Below are 17,052 nucleotides of genomic sequence, written 5' to 3'. Positions count from 1 at the left end.
CTATAACTCCTTTCTTTTTAATTTATTAAATAGTATATTCCTTGATAAGATTACTATCTTTGGTCCTATTAGACCTAACAGAACACCTATTAAATGTAATTTTTGAGACTTTACTGTTACAAATAGCACTATTGCTATTATAATCATTCTCACAAAATACTGACTTGATGCATAAAGTTTAGCACCATTAGGAGACATCTCAACTGACTTTTCAATAGTTTTTGCTAACATTGTAAAGTTCATCAATGCCACTATAGTACCTAGTATCAAACCAAGCATCATACTACCATTAAGCATAGACGTCAGTATTAACCCTATAGTTATTACAACATCATATATAATAACTCCTTTATTTATGTTTTTTATTTCTTCTTGTAACCTAATATCCAAATGATCACTTCCTTTTTGTGTATCCAATAACTGTTTTGTATACAGATAAAAACGCTCCACCAACACCTATCACTAAAAATATTAATGTAAATATTGGTTTGGTATTAATTAAGTTATCTATAAATCTACCAACAAAAAAAGTACCCAATATAGATATTATCATCATAATACCTAACTGACTTATTAAGGATAGCATTTTTGCAACTTCTATATATGTATTTTTCTTACCCATTAAATCTTCCTCTTTCTAATACACATTTCCATTGACTTTATCAACATTATACGACAATTATTGACATCATCAACATACTATTGCAATTCTACTATTTCTTTAACAATTTGTATCAAATTTCATCAATTGACTCAGTCAATTAAAATCGCTTTTAAAGATTTAATAGATTTTTAATTGTATAATTATCATTTTGTTAATTTTTTTGCAAATGTTTTCGTTAAATTAATTTTACCATATTTTTTACAAAATACAATTCTTTTTGCAAATTAACTATTTTTTTATAGCAATTTGTTTTATTTGTTTTATTTTTAAAACTCTTATATCCATTGTACTTAATATAATACAAGTACACATAAAAAACACTATAAAAAGGGCAGGTTTAAATTTAATTTATACCTCCCCCCTATATTAAAATTATTATTTAGTACCGAATAATCTATCCCCAGCATCACCTAATCCTGGAACTATATATCCATGATCATTTAACTTTTCATCTATAGCTGCTACATATATGTCTACATCAGGATGATATTTTTTAACTTCTTCTATACCTTCTGGAGCTGCAACTAAGTTAACTAACTTTATATTATTTGCACCTTTTGCTTTTAATACATCTATAGCCGCAACAGCAGAACCACCTGTAGCTAGCATAGGATCTACAACTAACATTTCCCTCTCATTTATATCTTGAGGAAGTTTACAGTAGTACTCAACTGGCTGTAAAGTTTCAGGATCTCTGTATAACCCAACATGACCTATCTTAGCTGCTGGCATTAAACTTACTAATCCATCTACCATCCCAAGTCCTGCTCTTAGTATAGGCACTATTCCCAACTTCTTACCTTGTAAAGATTTAAATGTAGCTTTAGTTACTGGAGTTTCTACTTCTACATCTTCTAATGGTAAGTTTCTTGTTATTTCATATCCCATTAGCATTGTTATTTCTGTTAGAAGTTGTCTAAAATCCTTTGACCCTGTGTTTACATCTCTCATTAAAGTTAATTTATGTTGTATTAATGGATGATCTGTTACTATTACTTTACTCATTTTATAATGCCTCCTATTTATTATGCTTTTCTTCTATCTTATTTATCATATCAACTCTTCTAGAGTGTCTATCACCTTCAAACTCTGTATTAATCCAAGCATCTACTATTTCTATAGCAAGTCCCCTACCTAAAACTCTTTCACCTAAAGATAACATATTTGCATTGTTATGAGCTTTTGACATTTTTGCTGAAAATACATCTGATACAACTGCACATCTTATACCAGGAACTTTGTTTGCCGCTAGTGATATTCCTATACCTGTACCACAACAAACTATTCCATAATCTACATCTTTATTTACTACTGCATTGGCAACTTCTTCTCCATAGAATGGATAGTCTACTGATTCAGTGTCATTATTTGTGCCATAGTCTATACATTCTATCCCTTTTGATTCTAAATGATTCTTAATTTCTATTTTTAGGTTATATCCTCCATGATCACACCCTAATCCAATTTTCATGTTATATTATCCTCCGCATTATGTATTATGTATATTTTGTATTATGTATCAAAATAGCGAATTTATTTTTATTCAAAATTTAAAACATTCACCATTTTTTGTTCTTATGATATTATATTAAATAAAGCTAAATTTTACTAGTATTTTTCATATAGTTTTAATATTGAAACTATACTTTTATAACTTTATATCCGGCTGATTTAAGCAACCTGTTCATGATAGCTCTTCCTACCCCGCTATTAGGAAATTCTTCAGAATAAATTTTATCTACATTATTCTTATCCATTTCTATTAAAGTACTAAATAAGTTAGTTCCAACCTCATCTAAGTTATCACCTAAACCTATCACTATTCCTCTATATTTAGACTTATTTTTATTTAAACACATGACTCCAGTTCTTAATTCATTATTCGTGTTTTCTTCAATTAAATCGTTAATTTTTTTTACTACATCTTCTTCTTTTCCTGACACTATATAAACATCTGCATTAGGAGAGTAATGAGTATACTTCATTCCTGGAGCTTTCGCTTTATCATTATCTTCTTTCTTTTCTAAAGATGGATCTAAATCTACTTCTCCAATTAATTTTTCCAATTCTTCTTTTGTTATACTTCCAGGTCTAAGAATCATAGGTATTCTTTCAGTCATATCTAAAACAGTAGATTCTAGTCCAAAATCACAATCTCCTCCTAATATTATCCCACTTACTCTACCATACATCTCCTCTTTTACATGATTTCCTTTTGTAGGAGATGGTCTACCTGATATATTAGCTGAAGGTGCTGCTATCGGTACTCCAGCTTCTTTTATTATAGCTTGAGCTATTTTATGAGATGGCATCCTTATAGCAACAGTTTCTAATCCACCACTAGTAGTTTTAGGTACTATATCCTTCTTATTTAAAACTATAGTTATTGGACCTGGCCAAAAAGCATCCATTACTATTTTAGCTTTCTCACTTACATTATCCGCTAAATCATATACATCTTTCTTATCACAAATATGTACTATAAGAGGATTATCACTAGGTCTTCCTTTTGCTTCATATATTTTTTTTACAGCACTATCGTCTAATGCATTTGCTCCTAGACCATAAACTGTCTCTGTAGGAAATATTACTGTTTTTCCTTGTTTTAAAAATTTTGCTTGTTTTCTTATTTCATTAATATCTATATTATTTTCGTCAATTTCACTTATGATAGTTTTCATTTAGCATACCTACCTTTGTCTTAATTTAGATGCAATATACAATTAGTGTACCTACTAAAAATCCAATTATACAATACAGGCTTCTTGATTTAGGAAATATCTCTTCTAAAACAACATACATCATTGTACCTGCTGCTGTTGCAAGAAACACACCTATAAGAGAACTAAATATTCCTCCAAAATAAGCACCTAAAAAACTTCCTACCCCCATAGGTATTCCGGCTATTACAGTAAATAAAATCACCTTTGTAATTTTCATTTTACTTCCAACCAAACTCAATGCTGTAGCTAATCCTTCTGGTACATTATGTATTCCAATAACAATCGCTAGTGTCATTCCAAGAGATTCTTTTGACATAAATGAAGAACCTATTGCTAACCCTTCCGGTAAGTTATGTAGTAATATACTAAAAAAGATTAAATAACCAGACTTCATATCACTAGATACATCTAATTTAGATTTAATTATCATAGTTATTATTACACCTAAGAATGTAAAAATAACAGTTTGAATAACCCCCATAACTTCCATAGATTCTTTCATAAGGTCAAATACAACAACAGCAAGCATTATTCCACCAGATAACCCCATAAAAAAATCTATATATTTGTCCACTTTTTTCTTAAAAATCGCCGAGATTAAACCACCAAGGCCAGTCCCCATAACTCCTGCAAGTAAACCAATTAAAGTTATTTTTAATATCAATTCTCTATCCCCCTTGTACTGTTATATAATAATTATATACAGTACACCCCTATAACATAACTAAAGTAGCTATAGAAAAATCCCTAAATATTAGGGATTTATATTGCAGACATTTTTTCAGTTTGATCAACTGTTATAAGAGCATCTATCATTTCATCTATGTCTCCATCTAAGAATTGATCTAACTTATATAATGTTAAATTTATTCTATGATCACTTACTCTACCTTGAGGGAAGTTGTAAGTTCTTATTCTTTCAGATCTGTCTCCTGTACCTACCTGACTCTTTCTTTCAGCTGATATTTCTTTATTTTGTTCAGCTATTGCTTTATCATTAAGTCTTGCGACTAATATTTTTAAAGCTTGTTCTTTATTCTTTAATTGTGACTTACCATCTTGACAAGATACTACTTCACCTGTAGGTATATGAGTTATTCTAACTGCAGAGTCAGTAGTATTAACACTTTGCCCACCATTTCCTGATGAACGGAACACGTCTATTCTTAAATCATTTGGATTTATATTTACTTCTACTGTTTCAACCTCTGGTAATACAGCAACAGTTGCTGTTGATGTATGTATTCTTCCTCCAGATTCAGTTGCAGGTATTCTTTGAACTCTATGAACTCCTGATTCATATTTTAATCTTGAATATGCTCCTTTACCTTTTATTAAGAAAGATACTTCTTTATATCCACCAACACCAGTATCACTAGCACTTAATAATTCAATTTTCCATCTTCTTCTTTCAGCGTATCTTGAATACATTCTGAATAAATCTCCAGCAAATAGAGCTGCCTCATCTCCACCTGCTCCACCTCTAACCTCAACTATAACGTTCTTTTCATCATTAGGGTCCTTAGGTAATAATAATATTTTTAATTCAGCTTCTAATGGTTCTACTTGAGCTTCCATCTCTGATAATTCCATTTTAGCTAATTCTCTTAATTCTTCATCTGATTCTTCTTGTAATATTTCCTTAGACTCTTTTATAGTGTTTAAAACTGATTGGTACTCTCTGAATTTCATTATAATCGGCTCTAAGTCTGAATGTTCCTTCATATACTTTTGCCAAACTTTTTGATCATTGATTATCTCTGGATCACTTATCTTTTCAGTTAATTCTTTATATTTATCTTCTAGTACTGCTAATTTCTGTAACATACTTTCACCTCTTTAATTGTAGCATATCAATTTTTCATTATATCATAGTTTATAACCTATAACAACTCTCTCGATACCTTGTAAGTCTTTCTTTGTATATATTTTATTATACCCATTATCTCTCATAATTTCTGAAACAGCCTGAGCTTGATCATGCCCTACCTCATATGCAAGGATCCCATTTTCTTTTAAATACTTTCTTGACTGCTCTGTTATTTCTCTATAAAAATCTAAACCATCTTCTCCTCCTTCTAGGGCAGTATATGGTTCATAGTCTTTTACTTGTATATGTAGAGTTTCTATATCCTTCTTTGGTATATATGGTGGATTTGATACGATTACATCAAACTGAGTATCTGTATTTTCTATAGCGCTAAATAAATCTGATTTAATAAATGTTACTCTATCATCAACATTATTATTTATAGCATTTATCTTTCCAACCTCTAATGGTACATCATACATATCAAATGATGTGACATTTGAACTAGGCAAGTATTTAGCTAAACTTATAGTTATTGCACCAGATCCAGTCCCTATATCCAATATGTTTAATTGTTTTTCATCACTACAAAGCTCTATTAACTCTTCTACTAATGGTTCTGTATCTGGTCTAGGTATTAACACTCCTTCTTTTACATAAAAGTCTAATCCCATAAACTCTCTATTCCCAACTATATAAGCAATCGGTCTTCCTTTTATTCTATCTTCTACAAGATTTTTAAATAATTCTTCTTCGTCTTTAGTAACTTCTTTATTTAAATTTAATCTTATATAAAGATTATCTACATTACCAAGTGCTTTTTCTAATAATATTTCGACATCTAGTCTAGGTGTATCACTTATAGTTTCTAATTCCTTTGAGTACTTTATAATTATATCTTTTATTGTCATAACTGCTCCCTCTTACTTTACAACAGCTTTTAATGCCGCAAGTGCAACCTCTAGTTGTAAATCATCTGGTTCTTTTGTTGTAAATTTTTGTAACATCATTCCTGGATAAGCAACAAATTTAGTTAATTTATTATTATATTTCCCAAGAAATCTTATTATTTCATAAGATATTCCTGCTACTATTGGTATACATATTATTCTCATAATCACTCTTATTAATGGATTTGGCCATCCAAAAAATGAAAATAAAATTATCGATGTAGACATCACTATAAATAAAAAGTTAGTTCCACACCTAGGATGTAATGTTGTAAATTTTCTTGCATTTTCTACTGTAAGTTCTAAGTTATTCTCATAACAATATACAGCCTTATGTTCTGCTCCATGATACTGAAAAGTTCTTTCTATATCCTTATTTTTTGAAATTATAACAATATAAGCAAACAGTATCAGTATTCTAATTATTCCCTCTATTAAATTTAAAATAACCTTATTCGAAATAATATTGGAAAATAACCCTCCTAAAAATGTAGGAGTTAATACAAATAACCCTACTGATAATATTAGTGCTAATATCATAGATATTCCTACAATTACATCATTTACTTTATCCTTAAATATTCTTTTTAAAAATAAATCAAATTTATCTTCCTCTTCATCTTCATCTTCATCCATAAAAAATTCAGAAGAATAATTTAAACTATTTATACCTTCAATCATATTTTCAATCAATATAAATGTACCTCTAATAAATGGAATTTTATCTATTTTTTTTTCACTTATCCAACTTTTTATTTTATTTTTCTTTATTACAATTTCTCCATCTGCTTTTCTAACAGCTATAGCTCTTTTTTGTTTTGATTGCATCATTACGCCTTCAATTAAAGCTTGACCCCCAACAGTCTGATTACTCATAGTTCACCTCTTAACTAATTTAAAGTTTTTTCTTATAATTTATTATAATATAAAAACACCCTTTAAAGTAAATTTTATATTACTCTAAAGGGATATATTGTTAAATTAGTATTTACTTATATACTACGTGACACTTTCTACATCTAGCCTCATAACTTTCAACTGCTCCAACTTGAATGATTGGATCATCATACTTAGCAGGCTCTCCATTTATTAATCTTTGAGATCTAGTGGCTGGTTGGCCACAAACTGAGCATACAGCTTGTATCTTATCAACAAATTCAGCTACAGCTAATAATCTTGGAGTCGGTCCAAAAGGCTCACCTTTGAAATCCATATCTAAGCCAGCTGCTATAACTCTAATACCTTTATTAGCTAAATCTACAGCTATATTTACTATTTCTGCATCAAAGAACTGAACTTCATCAATTCCTACAACTTGAACTTTATCATCTATATAATCATAAATTTCACTAGCTTTATTTATAGGTGTTGCATCTATACTTTCTCCACTATGCGAAACTACGTCTTCTTTGCTATATCTATCATCTATTTTAGGTTTAAATACTAAAACATTTTGTTTTGCTATTCTAGCTCTTTTTAATCTTCTTATAAGCTCTTCACTTTTCCCGCTGTACATTGGTCCAATTACAGCTTCTATATAACCATGATTTATCGGTCTATACATTCTTAGAACCCCCTATTACAATAAAATAGGAGTTGGCTATTCCCAACTCCATTTTTATAAAAATTAGTCCATTTTGAATCTCTTCTTGAATTTGTCGATTCTTCCACCTTTTTCTATATTCTTTTGCTTTCCTGTATAGAATGGATGGCATTCTGAACATATTTCAACTTTTATTTCATCGTTAGTTGAACCAGCCATGAACTTGTTTCCACATGCACAGCTTACTTCGATAACATCGTATTTTGGTTGTATATCTTTTTGCATCATTGTCACCTCTTCTCTTAATTTTTAAAATTAATTATATTAATTTTTCATTTACATTATCAACTACACCATTATAACACAAGTTTTTTTGTGGTACAAGGAGTTTTTGAATTACTTTAAAGTGCTTTTATTGATTTAACAAACTCATCATTATTCTTTGTTCTTTTTAGTAATTCTATAACTTTATCTGTAACTTCCATAACAGAATTATTACTCATTTCTCTTCTTAATCTCCAAAGAGCTGTCTTTTCTTCTTCTGTAAGTAATAAGTCTTCTCTTCTAGTTCCTGACTTGTATATATCCACTGCTGGGAATATTCTCTTCTCAGCAAGTTTTCTATCTAAATGTAGTTCCATATTACCCGTACCTTTGAATTCTTCAAATATTACATCATCCATTCTAGATCCAGTTTCTACTAAAGCAGTTGCAAGTATTGTCAATGAACCACCTTGTCTTATATTTCTTGCTGCACCAAAGAATTTTTTCGGACCATGTAATGCTCCAGGGTCAATACCTCCTGATAAAGTTCTTCCTGTAGGAGATATTGTTAAGTTATATGCTCTAGCAAGTCTAGTTATACTATCTAGTAATATTACAACATCTTTTCCATGCTCGACTAATCTTTGTGCTCTATTTAATACCATTTCTGCAACCTTAACATGATGACTTGATACTTGATCAAAAGTAGAATAAATAACATCCCCATTAATTGATTCCTTCATGTCTGTAACTTCTTCAGGCCTTTCATCTATAAGAAGAACTATTAACTCTACATTTGGATGATTTTTAACTATGCTATTTGCTACATTTTTAAGAAGCATAGTTTTACCAGCCTTTGGTGGAGCAACTATTAATCCTCTTTGTCCTTTACCTATTGGTGATATTAAATCTATAAGTCTTGTTGCTATTTCACTTTGGCTTTTTTCTAAAGTTAGCTTTTCTTCAGGATATATTGGAGTTAGAGTTTCGAAAGACTTTCTTTGTATAGCAGTCTCTGGTTTTTCATCATTTATTTTTTGAACATATAAAAGAGCTCTAAACTTTTCACCGCTTTTAGGATGTCTAGTTATTCCCTTTACTTTATCTCCCGTTTTCATATTAAATCTTCTTATCTGAGATGGTGAAACATAAACATCATCTTCTGTAGATAAATAGTTTGAACCCCTTAAGAATCCAAATCCATCTGGTAATATTTCAAGTACTCCCATTACTTCGTCTTCCTTAGATGTATTGAATTCATCTATTATCTTTGATTCTTCAACTACTTTAGGAGTATAGTAAGACTTATTATTGCTATAACTTCTAGATTGTCTATTATCAACACCTTGAACTCTAGTATACTCATTATTTTGAGTTCTATTTTCCGTTCTTAGATTTTTAGAATCTACATATCTTCCACTACTTTGATTTTCAACTTTAGTATATGGCTTAACATAAGTTTTTTCAGATTTGTTTGCTATTTCAGAAGTATCTTGACTCTTTACATTTGTATATTTATATTCAGACTTAATTTCATCCTTTTTTTCACTCTTGATTGTATCTTTTATTACATTTTCATTTATAATTTCAACTAATTCACCTTTTTTGTATTTACTAACTGATTTTATATCTAGTTCTTTAGCTATCTCTCTTAATTGTGTTAGAGTTTTACTATTTAATTCTTCTATCGTTAAATTATTCAAGTTAAAAAAATCCTCCTCATGTATAACTTATATTTCATTTTGTTTTTTTAATTTATATTCAATCGGAAATTAAAGGTGTGAAAAAGAAAAGTTCATTAAAATAATTAAATTAATAATATCATTATTGTTATATTATGGTCAATAAATAATATTAGAATACCTATTTTAATAAATTTTATTATTTATTTACCTTCATGTTAAAATTAATACATAATAATATTATATTCTATTTTTCTTAAATATGCTACAAATTAAAAAGGTTAAGATATCTATATAAGACATCCTAACCTATAATTTTAGTCCATATTATATTTTTTCATTAAATCAACTAGTATATCATTTTTATCTAAGTTATGAATTGCATCTACAAACCTTATAGTACCTGTTTTTCCTCTCATAACTACAGATTGAGTTTTAGCTTTATTATTACCTATAGGAGTTACTCCCTTTAATAAATCTCCTTGAGTAATACCTGTAGCAGCGAAGAATAAATCATCTCCCTTTGCTAAATCATCTATATATAATACTCTATTTATATCATCATCAGAGAATCCCATCTCATAACATCTATTTATTTCTTGATCACTTAGAGGATATATTTGCCCTTGCATATCTCCTCCCATACATTTAACAGCAGCTGCTGTTATTACACCTTCTGGACCTCCACCGATTCCCATAAGCATATCTATTCCTGTATCTTCAAAACAAGTTGCTATTCCTGCTGCAACATCACCATCACTAAATACCTTTATTCTTGCTCCTAACTTTCTAGCTGCTTGAACTATATAATCATGTCTTTCTCTATCTTGAGTTATTATAGTCATTTCAGAAGTCTTCTTACCTAAAGCATTTGCAACAGATATTATATTTTCCTCTGCACTTTTATTTAAGTCTATAGCTCCTTTTGCTCTTGGCCCAACTATAATCTTTTTCATATACGTATCAGGTGCATTTAGTAAACTGCCTTTCGCACCCATAGCTATTACCGATATTGCATTAGGAAGCCCCTTAGCTATTAGAGTTGTTCCCTCCAATGGATCAACAGCTATATCTACTTCCTTACAGTCGTCAGTTTGTAAACCAACTTTCTCCCCTATATAAAGCATAGGTGCTTCATCGAGCTCACCTTCACCTATAACAACTTCACCACTTATTTTTATAGATTCAAAAGCTCTTCTCATAGCTTCAACAGCTGCACCATCTGCACCATTTTTGTCTCCTCTTCCCATAAATTTAGAAGAAACTAAAGCCGCAGCTTCTGTTACTCTTACTAACTCCAACGCCAAATTTCTATCCATAATACGACACTCCTTAGTTATATTCACTAAAAATTATACATTATATTCATATTTTAGTAAATATACATCATTTTTTCTTTGTTTTTGTCATACTATTGTTAAAATTTTTTAAAATATATAACACACTAATCATTTTTATCAAACTAAAAGTAGCTATATATATAATTTAAATAAAATTATATATATATAGCTACTTTTAGTTATTTATAACACTAATGCTAGAATCCAGCTATCATACCTATTACACTTACTACACTCGTAGATACTAAAGCCACTACTATTGTTATTGCTATTATTTTATTTCTTTTTTTAGTTTTTTGTGCTGACATCTATAAACCACCTCTCTAACTAAAAACTATATTTTATAGAGTTCTACTTACTTTTATTTTTTTCTACACTTAATTTATCGCTTAAGTATTTCATAAATTCATTTTTAAGTTCAGGTCTTTTTAAAGCAAAATCTACAGTAGCCTCTAAAAAACCTAACTTATCTCCAACATCATATCTTTTACCTTCAAAAACATACGCATACATAGCTTCTTTTTTACTTAATACTTTTAAAGCATCAGTTAATTGCACTTCTCCGTTTTTACCTGGAGGTAACATCTCTAATATGGTAAAAATTTCTGGAGTTATTATATATCTACCTAAAATCCCAATATTTGATGGAGCTTTATCTTTTTCTGGCTTTTCTACCAAATCCTTAACTTTATAAACTCTATCCTCAATATGTTTCGCAGATATTATACCATATTTATTAACTTCTTGTTCATCAACTTTTTGAACGCCAATTACAGTAGTTCTATATTCATTATAAATATCTATAATTTGCTTTAAACACGGAACTTTACTATCTACGATATCATCACCAAGCATTACAGCAAAAGGCTCATTTCCAATAAAACTTTTCGCACAATAAATAGCATCTCCTAGTCCTTTTGGCTCTTTTTGTCTAATATAATAAATATTACTCATATTAGATATATTTTGAACAACATCTAATAATTCTGTTTTACCTTTTTTCTCTAAATCTAGTTCAAGCTCAACAGATTTATCAAAGTGATCTTCTATAGATTTTTTATTTTTACCTGTTATAATTAAAATTTCTTCTATTCCTGAACTCACAGCTTCTTCTATTATATATTGTAACGTTGGCTTATCTACTATAGGTAGCATTTCTTTAGGTTGTGCCTTTGTTGCTGGCAAAAACCTAGTTCCTAATCCCGCTGCTGGTATTATAGCTTTTCTTATTTTTTGGGCAGACATTATATATACCTCCATATTAAAATGGGCTGTTTTAATATTAATAAAACAAGCCCTTTGTATTTTTAAATAAAATTTTATTGTTTAGCTAAGATATCTTCTAATTCTCCTACTAAGTCATCAAATCTTTTAATAGTACTTTGTATTGGTTTTGTACTAGTTAAATTTACTCCACTATCTTTTAATATGTTTATAGGATAGTCTGAACTTCCTCTCTTTAAGAAATACATATAGTTTTCAGCTCCATTTTCATTTAAAATGGATTGAGCAAATGTAACACCTGCACAACATCCTGTTGCATACTTATATACATAAAAACTATTATAAAAATGTGGTATTCTAGACCATCCAACCATAGATAGCGGATCTACCTCATAACTATTTCCATAGTATTTTTTAAGAAGTTGTCCCCATATATCGTTTAATACTAAAGCATTTACACTTTTATTATCTTCTACCATTTCATGTATAGTCTTTTCAAATTCGGCATACATAGTTTGAGTATATAAAGTGTTCTTTATCAAATCTAAGTATTCTGAAATATAATAAGCTTTTTCTTTATCATCTCTTGCACCTTTTATTAATCCCTCATAAAGTAATGCTTCATTTGTAGTTGAGGCCACCTCATGGGTAAATATAGATGGACTTGAGTTAAAGTAATTTTGATTTTTAGAGCTTAGATATTCATATATAGCATGTCCTAATTCATGAGATAATGTCGACACTGCTCCTAATGAGTTATTATAATTTAGTAAAACATAAGGATGATTGTCATATACAGATAAGCAATACCCTCCACTTACCTTGTTATCATTAGAGTAAACATCTACCCATCTTTCATTAAATGCTTTGTATACTATATCAGCGTACTCCTCACCTAATGGTGACATTGCTGAATATACCATAGTTTGTGCTTTATCATAAGTTATATTACCATCTACAGGCTCTACTATAGGAACAAACATATCATAATAGTATACCTTATCTAGGTTTAATACTTTTTTTCTTAAGTCTATATACTTATGTAAACTCTTAGTATTTTTACTTACTGTATCTATTAAACTATCATATACCTTTGTATCTATATCATCTGACTTTAAATACATATCCAATGATGATTTATATCCTCTTGCTGATGAATAAAAAATGTTTTTCTTAACTTGTCCTATTAGCAATGCTGATAGTGTATTTACATTATCATTATAAGGAATAAACTCACTTTTATATGCAGACTTTCTTTCTTCTCTATTAATAGAACCTATTTCAGTTGCATATTGACCTGGAGTAAGATTAGTTTTTTTATCCATATTTTTGAAAAGCTCATACGCATTACCTGGTAAACTCGCAAGAGCAGATGCATTATTTAATAAATTTTCCTCTTTATCTTCTAAATAATGATCTTTATTTCTTCTAATATCATTTATATACATTCCATATTTTTTATTTATCTTATTATTCCTCATAAATTTATCATAATCTTTATCTGATAACTTTAATATTTCAAGCTCTAAATCAGAGCATATAGATGAATATTCTTTATACGCTTTATTTACTTCTTCATTCATATCAAGATATTTATATGAGTTCTTATTAGTATCTTGTTTTAATTTAGGGTAAGCGCATAATTTATTTAATCTTATATCTAACTTTTCTTTTATATCTAAAGCAAAGGCTAGATGCGTTTCTGATTTCGTTACTTTGCCTATATAGTTTTTAAGTTCTTTTATATCTTTTCTAAAAGATTTTAACTCACTTTTCCACTGCTCATCGTTTTTGAATAATGATTCTAAATTCCATGTTACCTTTGTGTAATCAATCTTAGTTTTATCTGATTCAGATTCATTATCTTTTTCATCTTTTGTATACATAACAGTAAGATAGTTATCTTCTTGTGATTGCGCGGCTTCACTAGTTATGAATACACTGGAAAAAATCATCAATAAAGACATTAAAATTATTTTTGTAAACTTTATCCCCATAAAAATCCATCCTTTCACTAAGTATACTTAATATTAGGATGGCTTCTTTTAGCTATATTATTCAAAGTTTACCATTTATTCAAATTTATCTACAAAACTTATCCACATACTTATCAACATATTAACAGTTAATGATTTATTCTATAAGTTAGTTATTTCAGTTATTTATACTTATAGTTAATTATTTTATTTATTCTTTTCTACTTATTTATTCACACTTTTTAAATATTTATCAACAAATTACAACGAAAAATCGTGCAATTTTGTTGATAATTGTCCAAAATTCATAGTTAATGAAACTAAATATTTTTATTTTAATTTTGTTGAAGTTTGTCGAAGTTTGGAATTTCAACATTTATATATATTTACACTTACTTTTATAAGTTATCCACATTTTATTAACATTTACTTAACTTAATATATTTTTACTTTAATTTCTACGAAATTACCCTTGTAACTAAAACTGTCATATCATCTTCCACTTCTCCTAACTGTAATTCTAACGCTCTATCTAATATTTTATTAGCTATTTCTTTTGGATTCGTAGAATCAATTTTTTGTAAGAAGTATATTAACCAGTTATCACCAAAATTATTACTCTTACCTGCATCAATAATTCCATCTGAAACCATAATTATATAATCGCCATTATTAATTTTGGTTCTATGTCTATCCATTTTTACATCTGATAATATCCCTACAGGTAGAGATGAAGATGAAATTAAGTCAACATCACCGTTATCTCGTTTTATATAAGAAGGGCAAGCTCCCATTTTTACAGTTTCCATTACACCTTTTTTCAAATCAATCATACCTAAATCTAAAGTTGAAAACATCTCATCTGAAGATTTAAGTAATAGCATATTATTTATTGTATTTATTACTATTTCATTCTCAATTCTGGCTTCAATCATTTTTTCTAATATGTCTATAGTAACCGATGATTCATCATATGCTCTCTTTCCTTTTCCCATACCATCACTAATAGCCATTATATATTTTCCATCACTAACTTCCATATATGTATAATTATCACCAGAAAGAACATACCCATCTCTAGACATATATGCAACTTCAGTTATTGCTTTATAGACTTGAGCTTTAGTTAATTTAATTGTACAGTTTGAACCTAAAGTATGACATCCAACCTTTTGAATGGATAACTTCTCATCTAAACAATTTTCTACTATACTTTTTAGTTTTTTATCACAAAGATATCCATTACTACAAGTTCTTTTCTCTATAGTTATTTCAAAATCATCACCTTTAGTTAAATAATTTATTTTATTTATATCAATATTATTTCTTTCAAACTCATCACAAAGTCCTTTTTCTTTTTCTAAATCTATACTTATATTAGTTTCCAAATCCTTAGATAAATTCTCTATTGATTTTGATATATTCCTAATTTGATTAGCTATTAATTTTCTACTTTCTGCAAACTTAGCATTCCAATCATAATCTAATGCAAATAATTTATAATAATAATTAGCAACTTTAGCTATTACTTCAGGTTTCATGCACTCTTTTCTAAATGCATCTGGTATAACTTGAGGTGTTGCCTCACCATAATCCTCTATATTTTCAATTAACCTATACATTAATTTATAAGTATGATTAAATCTAGTTTCCCAACACATTCTTTTCATACTACAGTTTGCACATTCATCATTATGTATCATATCTATTAAGTTAGTTATATCTTTTTCTTCTATAACTTTATCTCTTTCTCTTATCTTATCGAATGTATTAGCAAGCTCACTATAAGTCTTTTGAATATCCATAAGTCTACTATTAGTAAGTTTCTTACTTCTATTTATATAATCATAAACTATTTCATTTGAACTTATATTACTTTTTACAAGCTTATCTATTTTATCAAAGAATGATTTCGGTAATAAAATTACTATTAGAGATGAAATTAATATGTCTCTTATTTCCATGATATTTGAACTTATTCCAGAAGTATAAGAGTACATAATTATCCAACTTAATATATATCCTAAAATACAAAAATATTTATTTAACCTAGTAAAAGCTCCTCCTACTAATCCTGCAAAAGAATATATCCCCATGTATACTGCTGAGGTTATATTATTTATTATAAAAGCAACTCCTACTACTACCCCACTAGTAGCACCCATAGCTGATCCTCCAACTATAGCTGCTATTAAAATTAACATGGTAGAAAGAACTGATCTAATTGATACACCGAATGCTGATATACTACCAATCCCCATTATACTAAATGTGACTAATAGACTTATAGATATTGCTTCCTCAAGTCTCACGGACGCCCGATTATTACAATTAATAATAAGAGAAACACCAAATGTAAATGTATATATAAAAATAAATAATAGAACAGCTTCCATACCTATTAGCAACAAGTCATAAATATATTTGCTACCGATTAAAGCTTGTCCAATAGAAATTGCTAGAAGTATAAACATTCCTACTATGCTTACTTTTAAAATAGACGGAACTTTTTTTAACTGGCTACTTATAAGTAACACCGTTACTAAGGCAATCGAATATTTAAATATACTTCCTGTATCATTTCCTGATGATATTATTCCTAATAATGTAGACACAAAAACTGGATATTTATATCTATCAAACTTACTTATACATATGAAAAATGCTAAACCTAAAGGAGCTATCGAATCGATTAATATCGAACGACTTAGTAAAAACCCCATTATTATAAATACAATTGTATTAGCATCAACGAATCTACTTATTCCTAGATTATTCAAACTCATATGTTTTCGCTTTAAAGAACTTAAAGTTTTTTCCATAACAAAACCTCCTCATTTGTTTATACAAGAAATTGTAACAAAGAGGAGTTTTCT

Annotated in this window: 16 protein-coding genes; all 16 read right to left on the bottom strand. The window is 28.8% G+C overall.

Going from position 1 to position 17,052, the window contains the following annotated elements:
* Entirely contained in the window at positions 1 to 390 is a 390-nt protein-coding gene (locus I2A66_RS13840) for an ATP synthase subunit I (protein WP_122640601.1), read from the bottom strand.
* A gap of 4 nt (positions 391 to 394) precedes the next feature.
* Complete coding sequence (locus I2A66_RS13835; RefSeq protein ID WP_122640603.1) at positions 395 to 622, bottom strand: AtpZ/AtpI family protein; 228 nt, start codon at positions 620 to 622, stop codon at positions 395 to 397.
* Between the two features lie 417 nt (positions 623 to 1,039).
* Positions 1,040 to 1,669 (bottom strand): uracil phosphoribosyltransferase, encoded by a 630-nt coding sequence (upp, locus tag I2A66_RS13830; protein WP_122640605.1) that lies wholly within the window; start codon positions 1,667 to 1,669, stop codon positions 1,040 to 1,042.
* A 13-nt stretch (positions 1,670 to 1,682) separates the two neighbouring features.
* Positions 1,683 to 2,135 carry a ribose 5-phosphate isomerase B gene (gene rpiB, locus I2A66_RS13825; RefSeq protein WP_122640607.1) on the bottom strand — a complete coding sequence of 151 codons (453 nt, stop codon included), beginning with the start codon at positions 2,133 to 2,135 and terminating at the stop codon, positions 1,683 to 1,685.
* A 169-nt stretch (positions 2,136 to 2,304) separates the two neighbouring features.
* Positions 2,305 to 3,345 carry an L-threonylcarbamoyladenylate synthase gene (locus tag I2A66_RS13820; protein ID WP_122640609.1) on the bottom strand — a complete coding sequence of 347 codons (1,041 nt, stop codon included), beginning with the start codon at positions 3,343 to 3,345 and terminating at the stop codon, positions 2,305 to 2,307.
* A 25-nt stretch (positions 3,346 to 3,370) separates the two neighbouring features.
* Positions 3,371 to 4,051 (bottom strand): ZIP family metal transporter, encoded by a 681-nt coding sequence (locus I2A66_RS13815; RefSeq protein WP_122640611.1) that lies wholly within the window; start codon positions 4,049 to 4,051, stop codon positions 3,371 to 3,373.
* A 98-nt stretch (positions 4,052 to 4,149) separates the two neighbouring features.
* On the bottom strand, positions 4,150 to 5,214 hold the full coding sequence (prfA, locus tag I2A66_RS13810; protein ID WP_122640613.1) for a peptide chain release factor 1: 1,065 nt from the start codon (positions 5,212 to 5,214) through the stop codon (positions 4,150 to 4,152).
* Positions 5,215 to 5,256: 42 nt separating this feature from the next.
* Entirely contained in the window at positions 5,257 to 6,108 is an 852-nt protein-coding gene (gene prmC, locus I2A66_RS13805) for a peptide chain release factor N(5)-glutamine methyltransferase (RefSeq protein ID WP_122640615.1), read from the bottom strand.
* Positions 6,109 to 6,120: 12 nt separating this feature from the next.
* The gene (locus tag I2A66_RS13800; RefSeq protein ID WP_122640617.1) at positions 6,121 to 7,023 is read right to left on the bottom strand and encodes a DUF1385 domain-containing protein; all 903 of its coding nucleotides are present in this window, start codon (positions 7,021 to 7,023) and stop codon (positions 6,121 to 6,123) included.
* Positions 7,024 to 7,135: 112 nt separating this feature from the next.
* Positions 7,136 to 7,711, bottom strand: a complete 576-nt coding sequence (locus I2A66_RS13795) for a thymidine kinase (RefSeq protein ID WP_122640618.1) — start codon at positions 7,709 to 7,711, stop codon at positions 7,136 to 7,138.
* Between the two features lie 63 nt (positions 7,712 to 7,774).
* A complete protein-coding gene (gene rpmE, locus I2A66_RS13790) occupies positions 7,775 to 7,975 on the bottom strand; it encodes a 50S ribosomal protein L31 (RefSeq protein WP_122640708.1) in 201 nt (66 codons plus the stop codon).
* Positions 7,976 to 8,091: 116 nt separating this feature from the next.
* On the bottom strand, positions 8,092 to 9,657 hold the full coding sequence (gene rho / locus I2A66_RS13785) for a transcription termination factor Rho (RefSeq protein WP_122640620.1): 1,566 nt from the start codon (positions 9,655 to 9,657) through the stop codon (positions 8,092 to 8,094).
* 296 nt (positions 9,658 to 9,953) lie between these two features.
* Positions 9,954 to 10,955, bottom strand: a complete 1,002-nt coding sequence (glpX, locus tag I2A66_RS13780; RefSeq protein ID WP_122640622.1) for a class II fructose-bisphosphatase — start codon at positions 10,953 to 10,955, stop codon at positions 9,954 to 9,956.
* A 372-nt stretch (positions 10,956 to 11,327) separates the two neighbouring features.
* Entirely contained in the window at positions 11,328 to 12,221 is an 894-nt protein-coding gene (gene galU, locus I2A66_RS13775; RefSeq protein ID WP_147516789.1) for a UTP--glucose-1-phosphate uridylyltransferase GalU, read from the bottom strand.
* A 74-nt stretch (positions 12,222 to 12,295) separates the two neighbouring features.
* Positions 12,296 to 14,197 carry an oligoendopeptidase F gene (gene pepF / locus I2A66_RS13770; protein ID WP_122640626.1) on the bottom strand — a complete coding sequence of 634 codons (1,902 nt, stop codon included), beginning with the start codon at positions 14,195 to 14,197 and terminating at the stop codon, positions 12,296 to 12,298.
* A 437-nt stretch (positions 14,198 to 14,634) separates the two neighbouring features.
* A complete protein-coding gene (spoIIE, locus tag I2A66_RS13765) occupies positions 14,635 to 16,998 on the bottom strand; it encodes a stage II sporulation protein E (protein WP_147516790.1) in 2,364 nt (787 codons plus the stop codon).
* Between the last annotated feature and the right edge of the window lie 54 nt (positions 16,999 to 17,052).

Source organism: Romboutsia sp. 1001713B170207_170306_H8 (assembly GCF_015550495.1).
Classification (GTDB): domain Bacteria; phylum Bacillota; class Clostridia; order Peptostreptococcales; family Peptostreptococcaceae; genus Romboutsia_E.
Note: the sequence above shows the minus strand (reverse complement) of the source record. Positions and strands in the feature narration are given on the sequence as shown.